Here is a 14,860-nt window from a genome sequence, read left to right as displayed (position 1 = left end):
GAATGATTCGTTCGGGATTCATGGACAATGGAGGGATGGAAACACGCCGCCTCCAGATGCTGGCCGAGTTGGCCCGGAGAGGCTCGATGCGCGCGGTGGCCGAGGCCACCGGCACGACCACATCTACGGTCTCTCAGCAGGTCGCCGCCTTGGCCCAGGACATGGGCACGGCACTGATCGAGCCGCATGGGCGCAGGGTCAGGCTCACCCCGGCGGGCCGCCGGCTGGCGGAACACGCCGTGACGATCCTTGCGGCGGTCGAGGCCGCACAGCGGGACCTGAGTCCCGACGCCCCGCCGACCGGCACGGTGCGCGTGGCGGGCTTCGCCATGGCGATCCGGGCCCAACTGCTGCCCATCATCAGCGACTTGTCGACAAGCCACCCTGAGCTCAGCATCCTGGTCCGTGAGCACGAACCCGCCGAGGCCCTCCATCTGCTGGCGAACGACGACGCCGACCTCGCGCTCACCTACGACTACAACCTGGCACCGGCCGAGCCGGACCCCACGGTCGTGATCACCCCACTGTGGACCGCTCCCTGGGGCCTGGGCATTCCCGACCACGCCGCCCGTCCCTCAGCACCGGGCGCCCCGGAGGTCTTCCGCTGGTTCCGCACGGCGGATTGGATCGGCAACTCGCGCAACACCGGCGACGAGACCGTCATCCGGACACTCGCCTCCATGGCCGGCTTCACTCCCCACCTCACTCACCAGGCGGACAACCTCGACCTCGTCCAGGGCATGATCGCGGCAGGGATGGGGGTCGGACTGCTGCCGATGGGCATCTCCACGTTGCCCGGTGTCCATCTGGTGCCGCTCACCGCGCCGGACGTCGTCCTGCGCGCCTTCGCCGTCGCCCGCCGGGGTCACGACGGCTGGCCTCCGCTGGCCCTGCTGACCGACCTGATCATTCGGCAATCGGCGCAGAGCGCCTAGTCTCGAACGCCGCACCGGCTACCGGCTACCGGCGTGTCCGGTGCGCCGGGGGCGCGGAACGTCATGGCAGTGCCCCGTCCGGACTCCGCGCGCCCTGCCCATGCGCCACAGCACGCGGCAATGATGAGCGGACCGCGCGTGATCCACACGACTCCGCATACCTGCCCGCTGGGCAGATGGCATGCGGTGGAAGGAATCCACGTTGTTGCTTCTCATCTCCCCGGACGGCGTCGAGGAGGCCCTCGACTGCGCGAAGGCGGCGGATCACCTCGACATCGTCGATGTCAAGAAGCCCGACGAGGGCTCGCTCGGCGCGAACTTCCCCTGGGTCATCCGGCAGATCCGCGACGCGGTCCCGGCGGACAAGCCGGTCTCCGCCACCGTGGGAGACGTCCCCTACAAGCCCGGCACAGTGGCCCAGGCGGCACTGGGCGCAACGGTCTCCGGCGCCACCTACATCAAGGTCGGCCTCTACGGGTGCACGACGCCCGAACAGGCCATGGATGTCATGCGCGGGGTCGTCCGGGCGGTGAAGGACCATCGGCCGGACGCGTTCGTCGTCGCCTCCGGCTACGCCGACGCCCATCGGATCGGCTGCGTCAACCCGCTGGCGCTGCCCGACATCGCCCGCCGCTCCGGCTGTGACGCGGCCATGCTCGACACCGCGGTCAAGGACGGGACACGGCTGTTCGACCACGTTCCGCCCGACCTCTGCGCGGAGTTTGTCCGGCAGGCCCACGAGGCCGGTCTGCGCGCCGCCCTCGCGGGCAGTGTCAAAGCCGACGACCTCGGCGCGCTCACCCGCATCGGCACCGACATCGTGGGGGTGCGCGGCGCGGTCTGCGAGGGAGGCGACCGCACCGCCGGAAGGATCCAGCCGCGGCTGGTGGCCGCCTTCCGGGCGGAGATGGACCGGCACGCCCGGGAACACGCGGCCGCGGTCGCCACCGCGGGCTGACCGCCGATGACCATCGCCACCGCCCGCGAACCGCTCGGCGCCCGCCTCGCCTCCCATCCGGGGTCCGCCACATGACCTGCACCGGCCCGGCTCCCACCGGGCGGTCCGTCGCCTGGGCCGTGGGGGCTGTACGGCGACCTCAGCCCGTTCGTCGTGCACCGTCCGGTTGAGGTGCGACGGATGAGGTTCACCGCGGCGGTACTGCGCTCGTACGAGAGCCGGTTCGGCCTCGAGGAGGTGATGCTGCACTCGGGGCCGGGCGACGGCGAGATCCTGGTGCGGATCGCGGGCTGCGGGATGTGCCGGACCGATCTCGCGGTCCGGCACTCGGCAGGCCGCTCACCACTGCCCGCGGTGCTCGGCCACGAAGGAGCCGGAGTCGTGGTGGAGACGGGCGGCCCGGACACCGGCCTGAGCACCGGCGACCACGTCGTTCTGAGTTTCGACTCCTGTGGACACTGCCGGAACTGCATGGGCGCGGCCCCCGCCTACTGCGACTCCTTCCCCGCGCTCAACCTCTTCGGCGGGCGCAAGGAGCACACGGCGCGGTTCACCGACGCGGACGGAGGCGCGTTGGCGCCCCGGTGGTTCGGCCAGTCCTCCTTCGCCGAATACGCCCTGGTCCCGGCCCGCAACGCCGTCCGGGTCGATCCGTCACTGCCCATCGAACTCCTCGGACCGCTCGGCTGCGGCTTCCTCACCGGTGCCGGAGCGGTCTTCCACTCCTTCGGCATCGGCCCCGACGACACCATCGCGGTCTACGGCGCCGGGGCGGTCGGCCTGGCCGCGGTGATGGCGGCCACCGCCGCCGGAGCGGTGACCGTGGCCGTCGACCGGCACCCCGAGCGGCTGGCCCTCGCCGAGCGGCTCCACGCGATCCCGCTGCACGCCGCATCGGCCCGCCCGTCCGGCCTGCCTGCCCTGGCCGACCGCATCCAGCAACTGACGGACGGCGGCACACAGTACGCCCTGGACACCACAGGCTCCCCCCAGCTGATCAACAACGCCCTACGGGCCCTGCGCCCGACCGGTCACCTCGGCCTGGTCGCACGCCTCAACACCCCATTGCCACTCGAACCGGGGACCTTGGACCGGGGCCGGAGGATCTCCCACATCTGCGAAGGGGACGCGGTGCCGGGACTGCTGATCCCCCGGCTGACCAGGCTCTGGCAGGCCGGGCGGTTCCCCTTCGACCAGCTGATCCGCACCTACCCCCTCACCGACATCAACCAGGCCGAACGCGACTGCGACGCGGGCCGCGTGGTCAAACCCGTCCTGATTCCCGCGAGGCCGAGAGAGGACACATGACCGACACAGCGCATCACAACACCGGTGTGGAAGGCGTGGAAGGGGGTGTCGGCCTGACCGCTCTCATGGTCGCCGCGGCCCGGGCGATCGAGACCCACCGCCACGACAGCCTGGCCCAGGACATCTACGCGGAGCACTTCGTCCACGCCGCACCGGCCTGCGCGGAATGGCCGGTGCACCGGCCTGCGCGGAATGGCCGGTACGCATACACCAGGTCGCGGACGGAGACGCGAACCCGCTGTGGGGACGCTTCGCCCGCTACTTCGGTCTGCGAACGAGGGTCCTCGACGACTTCCTCCTCCGGTCGGTGCGCGCGGCGGGAGCCCGCCAAGTGGTCCTGCTCGGGGCGGGGTTGGATACGCGAGCGTTCCGACTCGACTGGCCTCCCGGCTGTGTGGTCTTCGAGATCGACAGGGAAGGCGTGCTGGAGTTCAAGCACAAGGTCCTCGGCGGACTGCCGACCACCCCGAAAGCGGCCCGCGTACCGATCCCGGTCGACCTGCGCGCCGACTGGGCCGCAGCGCTGACCGACGCGGGCTTCGACACCGCCGCACCAAGCGCCTGGCTGGCCGAAGGGCTGCTGTTCTACCTGCCCAACACCTCCGAGACGAACCTCATCCACACGGTGGACCGGCTGAGCGCGGGAGGAAGCACGCTGGCGTTCGAGGTCAAGCTCGACAAAGACCTCCTCGAATACCGCGACAGCCCCCTCTACACCGCGACGAAACACCAGATCGGCATCGACCTGCTCAACCTCTTCAGCCGAGAACCACGCCCCGACTCCGCGGGCGACCTCGCGGGCAGGGGCTGGACCACAACCGTCCGGACCCCCTTCGACTACACCCGCCAACACGGCCGCGGCCCACGTCCCGAACAGAACGACGCACTGGCAGGCAACCGATGGGTGTTCGCCCATAAACCCCGCCGCGGAGGTACGGGCTGCTAACCCTCGGCACGCTTCAGGCCGCGCACGGCCGGGATTGCCAGCAGCAGGGCGCAGGCGACGAGCGCCGTCGACGCGGACACGCCCAGCAGCGGCACCGTCCCCACGACGACCGCGAGCGGCCCCGCCAGGGCCTGCCCGACCGGCTTCATCACCAGCGAGCCGGCCGCGTCGTACGCGTGCACCCTGCCGAGGACGTCCTGCGGGATGTGCGTCTGTACGCTCGTGTGGAACATGACGATCCAGAACGCCATGCCCACACCGCTCACCCCGTAGCACCCGGCGATGAGCGGCGCGGGAAGGCCGAGAGCGACGCCCAACGGCATGAGCGCCCAAAGGATCATGGAGAGGGCGCCGGCCCGGAGCGGATACCGCGGGCGGAATCTGATCGCGACGATCCCGCCCAGCACACTTCCCACCCCGAGGGACGACATGACCAAGCCGAACGTCGATGTTCCGTAGTCGGTGACGAGCGTGCTGTTGCCGAGGGTCATGGTGGGGCCCGCACCGGCCAGTTGCCAGAGCATGAAGACGACGATGACGCTCCACAGCCAGGTCCTGGCCCGGAACTCCCGCCATCCCTCGACGAGATCGGCCCGGAACGACGGTTCGCCGTCCCGCGCGGCCGGGCCCATCGGGACCGTGCGGAGCAGCAGCAGGCAGGCGCCGCTGACCCCGTAGGTCAAGGCGTCGAGGGCGACCACCGTCGCCGGTGAGGAGACCGCCAGCAGCAGGCCGGCCAGCGACGGGCCGATCACGGCGGTGACGGACTCCGAGATGCGGAGGGTGGCGTTGGCCTTCTGTACGTCCTGGGCTATGCGCGGGGTGATGCTGGCGACTCCCGGCTGGAAGATCGCGCTGCCCGCCCCGATCAGGGCCAGCAGCGCCAGGATCTGCCACAGCCGCACCGTACCCAGCAGGAACAGCAGCGCGAGCACCGCCTGAGAGCACAGCCGAGCCGTGTCCGAGACAACCATCAGCCGTCGGGCGCCGAAGCGGTCGGACAGCACCCCGCCAAAGATGATCAGTGCCGCGAACGGCGCTACGAGCGCGGCGAGCGCATAGCCCACCCCACTCGCCCCATAGCCCGCCCGGATCACCGCGGCCGTGATCGCGACGGGGAGCATCGCGTCGCCCAGCAGAGAGGTGGTACGGGCCGTGAAGAACAGCCGGAAGTCCGCGCTCCACAGCGACGGATCGGACGTGGTCTCCTTGACTTGCAGGTCACGGGCCATGTCCGAGCCAGCCACCGCACACCGCCCCATGTATGCCGTTGATCCCGACCAGTGCGACAGTGTTGTGCCTGGGCCGTCCCTCAGTCAACGGAATATGCTCGCAAGCTCCCTCAGCACGTAAGCGCGTTGGGAGGGACCGCCCGGTACCCGATCCGGGTGGCGGTGGCGTCAGGGAGTGCGGAAGCCGCGAAAGGTCACGTGCTTCCGGCTCGCGAAACCGAGCCGTTCATAGAGCGCGATCGCGCCACCGTTCGTCTCGGCCACGTGCAGGAAGGGGCGTTCGTTCCGAGCCAGGATGCGGGCGGCGAGGGCGCTGATCAGACGGGCGGCGTGGCCTCGTCCGCGGGCCTCGGGGGCCGTGCAGACGGCGCTGATCTCGGTCCACCCCGGGGGCCGGAGCCGTTCGCCCGCCATGGCCACCAGTCTGCCGCCCTCGCGGATGCCGAGGTAGGTGCCGAGTTCGTGGGTGCGCGGCCAGAACGGTCCCGGTCGGGTCTGTGCGACCAGGTCGAGCATCTGGGGCACATCGGCCGCGCCCAGTTCGGCCACGTCGGTGCCGGTCGCGGCAAGAGCCTGGCCGGGACGGCCGTCGCCGGACCAGACCATCTGCCGCCCTTCGAGGACGAAGACCTGCTCCCAGTCCGGAGGAGGGGACGCCTGGCAGCTGAACATGTCGGCGAACGCGTCCCGTCCGAGGAGCCGCGCGAGACCGGTCCAGTCCGCCGCGTCCGCGTCGGCGGGTACCGCCGAGAAGGTCGCGACTCCCGGCAGGTAGGTGGCAGCCCGGCCGAGCCGGCGCCCAAGGCCCACATGGCGGCCGCGCAGCGACTCGCCCACCGGGTCGTCGAGTGCCGCGGTGTCACCGCTCGTCATCGTGATGTGCCTCTCCCACTGGGCGCGGTCGGCCGAGCGGCGCGATACCGCCCGGCGCGCTTCCCCCGTCCGGATTCCTGCCGACGCGTCCCGCAGTGGCGCCGGGGTGATGGAACCATAGCCGCCCCGGCCCGTCGCTTCGCGAGGGGGTCCGGCTCCCTCCCGGCCTCCTCTACGGCCCGGATCGCCCGACCGGACAGGCTGCGCCTTCCCTCGCCGGTCAACGCTTTGAACTGGGGTGATCGGACGGAAGAGCCGCGGTGTCGGTCACACATCGGTGGCTGTCGGTCCGTTGTCGGTGGCCGGTCGGTGGGGCCTGGAACCTTCCACACAGATCCTGCCGGGCGCCCATCCGGCAGGCGTGCGACAGCAAGGGACCATCATGACCACTGACGTCACCATCATCGGTGCCGGACTCGGCGGCCTCACGCTCGCCCGCGTCCTGCACGTCCACGGCATCCCGGCCACCGTCTACGAGGCGGAGGCCTCCGCGACGGCGCGCACGCAGGGCGGGATGCTCGACATCCACGAGGACAGCGGACAGCCGGCGCTCGAGGCGGCCGGTCTGATGGACGAGTTCCGCGGCCTCGTTCTGGAGGGCCGCCAGGCGATACGGGTCCCCGACCGGCACGGGGCCGTCCTGTTCGAGAAGGCCGACGACGGTACGGGTGGCAGCCCCGAGGTGCTGCGCGGCGAACTGCGGCAGATGCTCCTCGACTCGCTCCCGGCCAACACCGTCCGGTGGGGCCACAAGGTCAGCGGGACCCGTGCCCTCGGCGGCGGCCGCCACCAGGTGACGTTCGCCGACGGCAGCACCGTCACCACCGGCCTGTTGGTCGGCGCGGACGGCGCGTGGTCCCGAGTCCGGCCACTGCTGTCCGACGCCACCCCCGAGTACATCGGCATGTCGGCCGTCGAGACCTACCTGTTCGACGCCGACACCCGCCACCCGGCCAGCGCGAAAGCGGTCGGCGACGGGTCGCTGTTCGCGCTCGCGCCGGGCAAGGGATTCCTGGCCCACCGGGAGAAGGGCGGCACCCTGCACACCTATGTGATGCTCGCCCGGCCGCGGGACTGGTTCGCGGACATCGACTTCACCGATTCCGCCGCGGCCACCGCACGGATCGCGCGGGAGTTCACCGGCTGGGCACCGGAGCTCACCGCGCTGATCGCCGACGGTGACACCGCCCCGGTGCCGCGGCCCCTCTACGCCCTGCCCGTCGAGCACCGGTGGGAGCGGGTGCCGGGGGTGACCCTGCTCGGCGACGCCGCCCACCTCTCGCTCCCGAACGGCGAGGGCGCCAACCTGGCCATGTACGACGCCGCCGAGCTCGGCAAGGCCCTCGCCGCACACCCCGACGACGTCGAGACCGCGCTCACCGAGTACGAGCGGGCCATGTTCCCCCGGAGCGCCGCGGCCGCCACCGAAGGCACCTACGTCCACGAGTTGTTCTACGGAGCCGACGCGCCCCACGGCCTGATCAACATGTTCACCGGAGGCGAGTAGACCCAGCACATCAGACGGAGGTGTGATGGCAGGCTACTCCCATGGATCACGCGGAAGTACTGCTCATCGGAGGGCGGGCCGGAGTCGGCAAGACGACGGTGGGGTGGGAGGTATCGGCCGTACTGCGGGCCGCAGCCGTCTCGCACGCGGTCATAGACGGCGACTTCATGGGGCAGGTCCATCCGGCCCCGGTGGGGGATCCCCACTGCTCGGAAATCACCGAAAGCAACCTCACGGCCGTGTGGGCGAACTTCGCCCGCCGCGGCTACCGCCGGCTGATCTACACCAACACCGTGAGTGTGCTGCCTGAGTCCACGGGAATGTTCGAGCGCGCCATGGGAACGGGGACACGGATCATACGGGTGCTGCTCACCGCCTCCGATGCCACCGCCCGAGAGCGGCTGGTGCGCCGGGAACTCGGCTCGGAGCTGGAGCAGGAGCTGGAGAGCAGTGCTCGCAAGGCACGGCTGCTGGACCAGCGGGCCACCGCGGAGACCGTACGGGTGGTGACGGACGGGCGTGCCGTCGTGGATATCGCGCGCGAGGTGGTGACGGCCACCGGGTGGGCCGAGCACCACTCCGCAAGCAGCCCCTGACAGTTCCTCGCCGCGAGCGGAGGTGTCGATACGGTCGGCATCCCCGCCCGGCTGGTCAGCGGCTGCTGGTCGCCGTGACGAGCCCTGATTCGTAGGCGCTGATGACCAGTTGCGCACGATCGCGCGCCTCCAGCTTGCTCAGCAGCCGGCCGATGTGTGTCTTGACGGTGCCGTGGCTGAGGTGGAGGTATTCGGCGATGTCGGTGTTGGAGAGGCCGCGGGCCACCAGCAGCAGAACCTCTCGCTCGCGGTCCGTGAGGTTCTCCAGCGAAGAGCCGGGCGCCGGGCACGCGTGGGGAAGGCGGGCGAACGCGGCGATCAGGCGCCGGGTCACCGAGGGAGCCAGAAGGGACTCTCCGGCGGCGACGGTGCGGATACCGGCCAGCAGGACGTCGGGCGAGGTGTCCTTCAGCAGGAACCCCGCCGCCCCGGCCCGCAGCGCGCCGTACACGTACTCGTCGAGGTCGAAGGTGGTGAGGATGAGGACTCGTGTCCGTGCTGTCTCGGGCGACCGGGCTATGTGCCGCGTTGCCTCGATCCCGTCCATGCCGGGCATCCGGATGTCCATGAGCGCCACGTCCGGGCGCAGCCGCCGGGTGCTCTCGACGGCTTCGGTGCCGGTTCCGGCTTCGCCCACCGTGGTCAGTCCGGGCGCGGTGTCGATGAGCACGCGGAAGCTGCCCCGGAGCAGGGACTGGTCGTCGGCGACCAGGACCCGGATCGGTTCGGTCACGCGGTCGGCTCCCTTCGGTCCGGTACGGTCCCGTGCGCTGGTTCGGCCGGGAGGCGGGCCGAGACGGCGAACCCGCCGCCGGGCCGCGGCCCGGCCTGAAGTGTCCCCCCGTACATCATCACCCGTTCCCGCATCCCCACCAGTCCGTGACCGCCCCTGAGGTCCGCCCGGCCGGACACGGGCGCCCTCCCCGCCCCGTCGTCGACCACCTCGATGTGCACCTGGCCGCGCGTGTCCGCGGTGACGGTGACCTCGCAGTGCGTTCCGTCGCCGGCGTGCTTGACGACGTTGGTCAGCGCCTCCTGGACGATGCGGTAGACGGTCAGCGCCGTCCCCGCGGGCAGGTCGGCCGCCGGCCGGGTGCGGAGCCTGGTGCGGATGCCGGCCTGCTCGGCGCGCCGGACCAGGGCGGGCAGGTCGTCCAGTCCGGGAGGCGGTGCCATCTGCGCCGAGTCGGCGCCTGGTGTGTGGAATCCGGCGTCGGCCCCCGGAGTGTGCGGTGTGGCGCCGGCACCCGGAGCGTGCGGTGTGGCGGGGTCGCCGCGCAGCATGCCCAGGGCGCGCCGCATCTCGGTCAGCGCCTCCCGGCCGGTCCGCTCGATCGCGCCGATGGCGTCCCGTGTCTCCTCGGGACGTTCCTTGGCCACGTGGTTGGCGACGGACGCCTTGACGACGATCACGCTGAGGCTGTGCGAGACGATGTCGTGCAACTCCCGGGCGATACGCAGGCGTTCCTCGGCCAGCGCCTCCTCGGCCAGGCGCCGCTCGCGCCGCGCCGCCCGAGCCCGCCGCTGACGTACGGCACGGCCCGCTCCCCATGCGCCACCGGCCACCAGCCACACCAGCGCCGCGGTTCCGACCGCTTCCGGCCACGGGCCGGACGGGGTGAGCACCGCCTCTCCCGTGATGACCGCGGCCGCCGAGACGGCCAGGGTCAGTGCCAGCGCCGCCACGGCCCGGCGGGGCGGTGCCAGGAGCGCCACCGCGTAGAGGGCGAGGGCGGTGGCGAGGTAGGGGTCGCGGGTGATGTCGAGGAGCGTCGCCGCCGCCGTGGCACCCAGCACCACCGCGAGGGCGGGCAGGGGCCACCGGCGCCGGACGGCCAGCGGCACTCCCACACCCGCCGCCACCAGCCAGCCCAACCACATCGGGCCGGAGAACCGGGGCAGGCCGTCGGACCCGCCCTGCCCGGCCAGTGCCCCATACGCGGCCGTCGCCACGCCCGCCACGCAGGCGTCGACTGCCAGCAGATGTGGCCCGGTCCTCGGGCGCCACCGCACAATGCGCACCGCACGACCATACCGAGCGCTCATCCCGCCTGCCCGAAGCAGAACATCGCGGTGCCCACCGCGCCCACCAGCACAAGCCTCCCGATGACCGTGGCCATCCGCGGAGTCGGCCCTGTACGCCATGCGGCCACGCCCAGCGGTACGAGCGCGACGCACAGCCCCGTGGCGGCCGCGACCGACCACGCGGTCGTCCCCTTCAGCACCCCCAGTGGCATCGCCGACACCAGGGCCAGGGCCACCGCACGCAGGGGCCCGAGCACCCGTGCGCGGTAGGCGCCGACGGCCAGCAGGACCCAGCCGCCCATGATGGCGGCGTTCAGCGCGCTGAAGACGTGGAAGGCGCCATAGGTCTCGCTCACGGTCCGGGCCGCCGACGCCGCGCCCTGGGCCGTCACCAGTTGGAAGTCCGCATGATCCACACCTGCGTGAAACGCCCGGGCGAACAGGCCGAGGACGGTGAGAACACCACCCCACACAGCCATCTCCCGGTACCGCGCACCGATCCGGGCGGCCAGGAGCGCCACTCCCGGCCAGAGCAGTACCCACCCCGCCGCGACAAGGCTGTACGAGGCGGTCATGAGGTGCGGATGGCGCTCGTAGGCGCTCAGCTGCGCGGGAAAGAAGAAGCCGAAGCGCATGCGGAGCAGCACACCGGCAAGCACCAGCAAGGGCCCGACGACGAGGGATGCCGCGCCCACCCAGCGTCCCGGAAAGAGAGTCCGCGGCGCGGCGATTGACGGAGAAGTGACGGTCATGAGGCAAACGATGTCGCCACCGCACCCGCCACGTCGTCGGAGCACGGACCACACTTCCGGATCGGACCGTGGTCGTACCTCCCCTGCCGCGCCTCTGCCCCTGGTCCGACCTGACCATCGCGGAGTCGCGGCCCGGGACCGACACCGTGATTCACCCCGCCATCGGCCAACCGCCCGCTCGGGAGAGCTGTTGGCGCACCCATGCGGGGTCGGGGTTGGTGTGTGGCCGGCCTGCCACGACGACGGTCGGTACGGTCTCGTTGCCGTCGTTGGCCGCCCTCACCGCTGCCGCACCATCCGGGTCACGCCAGATGTTGACCCAGTGCACCTGGCGGGCGCCGCGGCCCAGGCGGATGCGCAGGCGGAGGCAGAACGCGCAGCCCGGTCGCCAGAAGACGACGGGGCGGCCGTCTGCCGCGCTGCGTCGTTGTGCCTCGGATGCGCTGATCGACCTCGGGAAGATCAGGGGCGAGTTCACGACTGCGAGAGCTACGAACACCAGCAGGGGCGCTACGGCCGTGCCGGGGTTTCCGCTGGAGGCCAGGCCAGTGGCGAGGGCTGCGCCACAGAGCACGAGGACTATCGGCAGGATCCAAGCGCGCGTCATAGCGGCCAAGGCTATCGGTGTGCCGGCTCCGGCTTCGCGGACTACGGGCTCACGGAGCCATATCGGGTCAGCCGAGGTCCCCGGTCTCTCGACCGTCGACGTACGTCGCCACCACTTCGATGTCCCCGATACGCGACGTATCGACGCGCCCGGGGTCGTCGCCGAGCACGACCAGGTCGGCGAGCTTGCCCGGGGTGAGGCTTCCCAGGCTGTCCTCCCAGCGGCAGGCGAACGCGCCTGCGAGTGTGTAGGCCCGCAGGGCCTCGTCGAGGGTGATCCCCTCGTCCGGGCCGATCACCTGACCCGACTCGGAGGTCCGCTCGACCATGAACTGGATGGCCCTCAGCGGAGATCCGTCCGTGACGGGGCGGTCGGAGCTGCCGACGAGGGGGATGCCGTGGTCCAGGAACGCCTTGCCGCGGTAGAGCCACGGGGCCCGTTCCTCGCCCATGATCGACGCGTAGTCGTCGCCGAAGTAGCGCAGGAAGTTGGGCTGGACGACCGCGCTGACGCCGAGTCGCGCGAGGCGCGGAAGCTGGTCGGGGCGGATCAGGCCGGCGTGCTCGATGCGGTGCCGGGCGCCGGGGCGTGGCCGGAGGCGCTGGGCCCGTTCCAGGGCGTCCAGGGCCACGTCGGCGGCGCGGTCGCCGATCGCGTGGACCGCGAGCTGCCACCCGGCCAGGTGGCCGTCCACGATCGTGTCCGCGAGCACCTCCGGGTCGTCCTGGAGCTCACCCATGTGATCCAGGCCCTGGTACGGGCTGCTGAGCGCGGCGGTCCTGGCCATCATGCCGCCGTCTGTGTAGATCTTCAGCGCGCCCACGGAGAGCCGGTCGTCGCCGAACCCGGTGCGCAGTCCGAGGTCGAGGGCCCGGGGAATGCCGTCGGCTTCGTGCGCGGCGACCGGGTGCAACCGGTCGGCGGACACCATGACTTGTACGCGCAGCGGCAACAGGCCCGATTCGTGGGCGAGTTGGTAGGCGCCCAGCTCGACCGGGCTGTGGCCGAAGAGGGCGCCGCCGATACCCGCCTCGGCGCAGGCGGTGACGCCCTCGGTCAGGCAGGTGCGGGCGGCGCGCGCGATCGCCTCGGCCAGTTCCCGCTGGGAGTACGGGAGGCGCAGGGCGCGGGCGGCGCCCATGGCGCCCTCGGCGAGGAAGCCGTTCTCGTGCGGGATGTCGGCGGGGAGCAGGTCGAGCGCGGCGGAGTTGACGAGGCAGCCGTGCCCGGAATCGTGCGTCACCATCAGCTTGCGCCCGTGGCTGACCTTGTCCAGTTCGGCGGCGGTCAGATGGCGTCCCAGGGCTCGCTGGTCGTAGCCGACGATGCTCACCCAGGCTCCGGGCGCGCTGTTCCGGGTGACGGCCTCCTCCACGGTGGCGAGCACGTCGTCGATCCGAGTGCGTCCCGCGATGCTCGGAGTCGTCTGCTTGAACCCGGTCCAGGCCAGGTGCACATGGGGGTCGATGAACCCGGGGAGCACGGTGGCGCCCTGGAGGTCGATCACCTCGCGGGCGGGCAGGGAGGTCACGGCCTCGTCCAGGCCCACGATCCGGCCCCGCCAGATGCCCAGGTCGTGGGCGACGGGGTGGTCCGGGTCCATGGTGCGGAAGCGGGCGTTCGTCAGTCTGGTGCGGAGCATCTGCCGGGGCTCTCCTCGGTGCCTGGGCGACGTGCGACGACGAGGGGTCGGGTGTCGGCCCGAGTCAGTCCTCCACGGTCTCCGCCAGGGATCGGGGGCGCAGGTCGGTCCAGTTGGCCTCGATGAACTCCAGGCATGCCTCGCGGGTGTCCTCGTCGAAGACGATCGTCCATCCTCCGGGCACCTCGGCGAACGCGGGCCAGAGTGAGTGCTGGCCCTCGTCGTTCACCAGAACCAGGAAACGGCCTTCGGTGTCGTCGAAAGGGTTTGTGCTCATGCCCAGCGCCTCCTACGAAGAGCCGACTTAGGTTAGGCTCGCCTAATTGACGGGAGTTTAGCTCCGTCCCTTCCCTCTCACAAGGAGACGTTCATGCGCCTGGGCGCGGCCGATGGGGAGAACGCCTTCGTCGGGTTCGGGCTGCCCGGCGCACCCGGCACCGACGAGTTCTGGGCGGCGGCGAGGTCACCCGCGTCGGTGCCCGCCGACGGCGGTGGCTGGGTGACCCTGTTCCTGTGGCGCGGCTCCGCTGCCGGCATCGGCTTCGAGAGCTGGTCCGAGCCGGTCCCCCTGCGCAGGTGGGGTGATACGGACTGCTGGTACGCCGAGGTGCGCATGCCCGAGCGGTTGCGGGTGACCTATCAATTCCTCGTGGGTGACGCCGCGCACGCCGACCCGTTCAACCCGGTCGGCGCCGGTGGTGACCGATCCATCGCCGCGACCCCGGACGCCCCGGCCCAGCCGCACTGGCCCGTCATCGGCGCCGGTACCGACGCCGTACTGCCGCTCCCGCGCACCCGGATCCGCTGGAGCAGCGAACGGCTCGGCGGGCGGCGGACCGTGCGGGTCCACCCGGCGGGCGGTGGCGGACCCGTGGTACTGCTGCTCGATGGGGACGACTGGCTGTACCTGCACCCGGCCATGACCGCGTTCGACTCGGCCGTCGCCAGTGGCGAGATGCCCGCCGTCACGATCGTCTTCCTGCCGAGCAAGGACAGGGAGACCGAGTTCGGCTGCCGACCCGCTCTGTGGGAGGCGATCCGGGACGAGCTGCTGCCGCTGGTGGCGGAATCCGGCGTGCCCGCCGATGTGGACCAACTGGTGGTCGCCGGGCAGAGCATGGGCGGACTGAGCGCGGTGTACGCGGCACTGGAGTTCCCGGACCTGGTGTCCCGCGTCGCCTGCCAGTCGGGGTCCTTCTGGTGGACACCCGACGCCATGGACCTGCCGGACCCCTTGGGCGGCCCGGTCGGCGGCACCCTCGCCACGCGCCTGCGCGAGCGTCCCGACCTGTCCGGTCTGCGAGTCGCGTTCGACGTGGGGGAGCACGAGACCCGGATGCTCCCCCACTGCGAGCTGACCGAGACCCTGGCGACACGAACCGGCGCGACCGTACGGGTCTCGCGGTCGGCGTCGGGCCACGACCGGGCGGGCTGGCGGCACGCCCTGCTCAGGGATGTCGCCTGGGCACTCGGCTGACC

Annotated in this window: 14 protein-coding genes and 1 pseudogene; 7 read left to right on the top strand and 8 right to left on the bottom strand. The window is 71.5% G+C overall.

The features are described 5' to 3' along the window. The first annotated feature begins 35 nt into the window (after window positions 1-35). The 4 genes and pseudogenes from ACJX2R_RS48165 (at window position 36) to ACJX2R_RS48150 (ending at window position 4,147) form a co-directional block, all read left to right on the top strand. Window positions 36-935, top strand: coding sequence for a LysR family transcriptional regulator (locus ACJX2R_RS48165; protein WP_413105313.1), 900 nt, complete (start codon window positions 36-38; stop codon window positions 933-935). Window positions 936-1,116: 181 nt separating this feature from the next. Then, a complete protein-coding gene (locus ACJX2R_RS48160) occupies window positions 1,117-1,893 on the top strand; it encodes a (5-formylfuran-3-yl)methyl phosphate synthase (protein WP_413105312.1) in 777 nt (258 codons plus the stop codon). A gap of 180 nt (window positions 1,894-2,073) precedes the next feature. Next, on the top strand, window positions 2,074-3,201 hold the full coding sequence (locus tag ACJX2R_RS48155) for an NAD(P)-dependent alcohol dehydrogenase (RefSeq protein ID WP_413105311.1): 1,128 nt from the start codon (window positions 2,074-2,076) through the stop codon (window positions 3,199-3,201). Then, window positions 3,198-4,147 (top strand): annotated as a pseudogene (locus ACJX2R_RS48150) (class I SAM-dependent methyltransferase). Before ACJX2R_RS48155 ends, ACJX2R_RS48150 begins: the two are co-directional and overlap by 4 nt. Here the strand turns inward: ACJX2R_RS48150 and ACJX2R_RS48145 are convergent. Both ACJX2R_RS48145 and ACJX2R_RS48140 read right to left on the bottom strand, forming a co-directional pair. Next, complete coding sequence (locus ACJX2R_RS48145) at window positions 4,144-5,379, bottom strand: MFS transporter (protein WP_413106140.1); 1,236 nt, start codon at window positions 5,377-5,379, stop codon at window positions 4,144-4,146. The pseudogene ACJX2R_RS48150 and the gene ACJX2R_RS48145 overlap by 4 nt on opposite strands. Before the next feature lie 168 nt (window positions 5,380-5,547). Further along, the gene (locus ACJX2R_RS48140) at window positions 5,548-6,252 is read right to left on the bottom strand and encodes a GNAT family N-acetyltransferase (protein WP_413105310.1); all 705 of its coding nucleotides are present in this window, start codon (window positions 6,250-6,252) and stop codon (window positions 5,548-5,550) included. A gap of 382 nt (window positions 6,253-6,634) precedes the next feature. Between ACJX2R_RS48140 and ACJX2R_RS48135 the strand changes: the two genes are divergently transcribed. Both ACJX2R_RS48135 and ACJX2R_RS48130 read left to right on the top strand, forming a co-directional pair. Then, a complete protein-coding gene (locus tag ACJX2R_RS48135; RefSeq protein WP_413105309.1) occupies window positions 6,635-7,759 on the top strand; it encodes an FAD-dependent oxidoreductase in 1,125 nt (374 codons plus the stop codon). Window positions 7,760-7,800: 41 nt separating this feature from the next. Further along, window positions 7,801-8,355: a hypothetical protein gene (locus ACJX2R_RS48130; RefSeq protein WP_413105308.1), complete on the top strand. Its 555-nt coding sequence runs from the start codon at window positions 7,801-7,803 to the stop codon at window positions 8,353-8,355. 55 nt (window positions 8,356-8,410) lie between these two features. Here the strand turns inward: ACJX2R_RS48130 and ACJX2R_RS48125 are convergent, their stop codons facing one another. The 6 genes from ACJX2R_RS48125 to ACJX2R_RS48100 all read right to left on the bottom strand — a co-directional run bounded on the left by ACJX2R_RS48125 (window position 8,411) and on the right by ACJX2R_RS48100 (window position 13,658). Next, the gene (locus tag ACJX2R_RS48125) at window positions 8,411-9,088 is read right to left on the bottom strand and encodes a response regulator (RefSeq protein WP_413105307.1); all 678 of its coding nucleotides are present in this window, start codon (window positions 9,086-9,088) and stop codon (window positions 8,411-8,413) included. Next, on the bottom strand, window positions 9,085-10,377 hold the full coding sequence (locus ACJX2R_RS48120) for a sensor histidine kinase (RefSeq protein ID WP_413105306.1): 1,293 nt from the start codon (window positions 10,375-10,377) through the stop codon (window positions 9,085-9,087). Before ACJX2R_RS48120 ends, ACJX2R_RS48125 begins: the two co-directional genes overlap by 4 nt. Window positions 10,378-10,397: 20 nt before the next feature. Then, on the bottom strand, window positions 10,398-11,132 hold the full coding sequence (locus ACJX2R_RS48115; protein WP_413105305.1) for a hypothetical protein: 735 nt from the start codon (window positions 11,130-11,132) through the stop codon (window positions 10,398-10,400). Between the two features lie 151 nt (window positions 11,133-11,283). Then, window positions 11,284-11,739, bottom strand: coding sequence for a glutaredoxin domain-containing protein (locus ACJX2R_RS48110; protein WP_413105304.1), 456 nt, complete (start codon window positions 11,737-11,739; stop codon window positions 11,284-11,286). A gap of 67 nt (window positions 11,740-11,806) precedes the next feature. Beyond that, the gene (locus ACJX2R_RS48105) at window positions 11,807-13,381 is read right to left on the bottom strand and encodes an amidohydrolase (RefSeq protein ID WP_413105303.1); all 1,575 of its coding nucleotides are present in this window, start codon (window positions 13,379-13,381) and stop codon (window positions 11,807-11,809) included. 64 nt (window positions 13,382-13,445) lie between these two features. Next, the gene (locus tag ACJX2R_RS48100; RefSeq protein ID WP_413105302.1) at window positions 13,446-13,658 is read right to left on the bottom strand and encodes an MbtH family protein; all 213 of its coding nucleotides are present in this window, start codon (window positions 13,656-13,658) and stop codon (window positions 13,446-13,448) included. Window positions 13,659-13,751: 93 nt separating this feature from the next. On the opposite strand from ACJX2R_RS48100, the gene ACJX2R_RS48095 reads away from it, so the two are divergent. Then, window positions 13,752-14,858: an alpha/beta hydrolase-fold protein gene (locus ACJX2R_RS48095; RefSeq protein ID WP_413105301.1), complete on the top strand. Its 1,107-nt coding sequence runs from the start codon at window positions 13,752-13,754 to the stop codon at window positions 14,856-14,858. Window positions 14,859-14,860: the final 2 nt, after the last annotated feature.

It is taken from the genome of Streptomyces sp. Inha503 (assembly GCF_047215865.1).
Lineage (GTDB): Bacteria > Actinomycetota > Actinomycetes > Streptomycetales > Streptomycetaceae > Streptomyces > Streptomyces lycopersici.
This window is presented reverse-complemented; position numbering and strand designations above follow the sequence as displayed.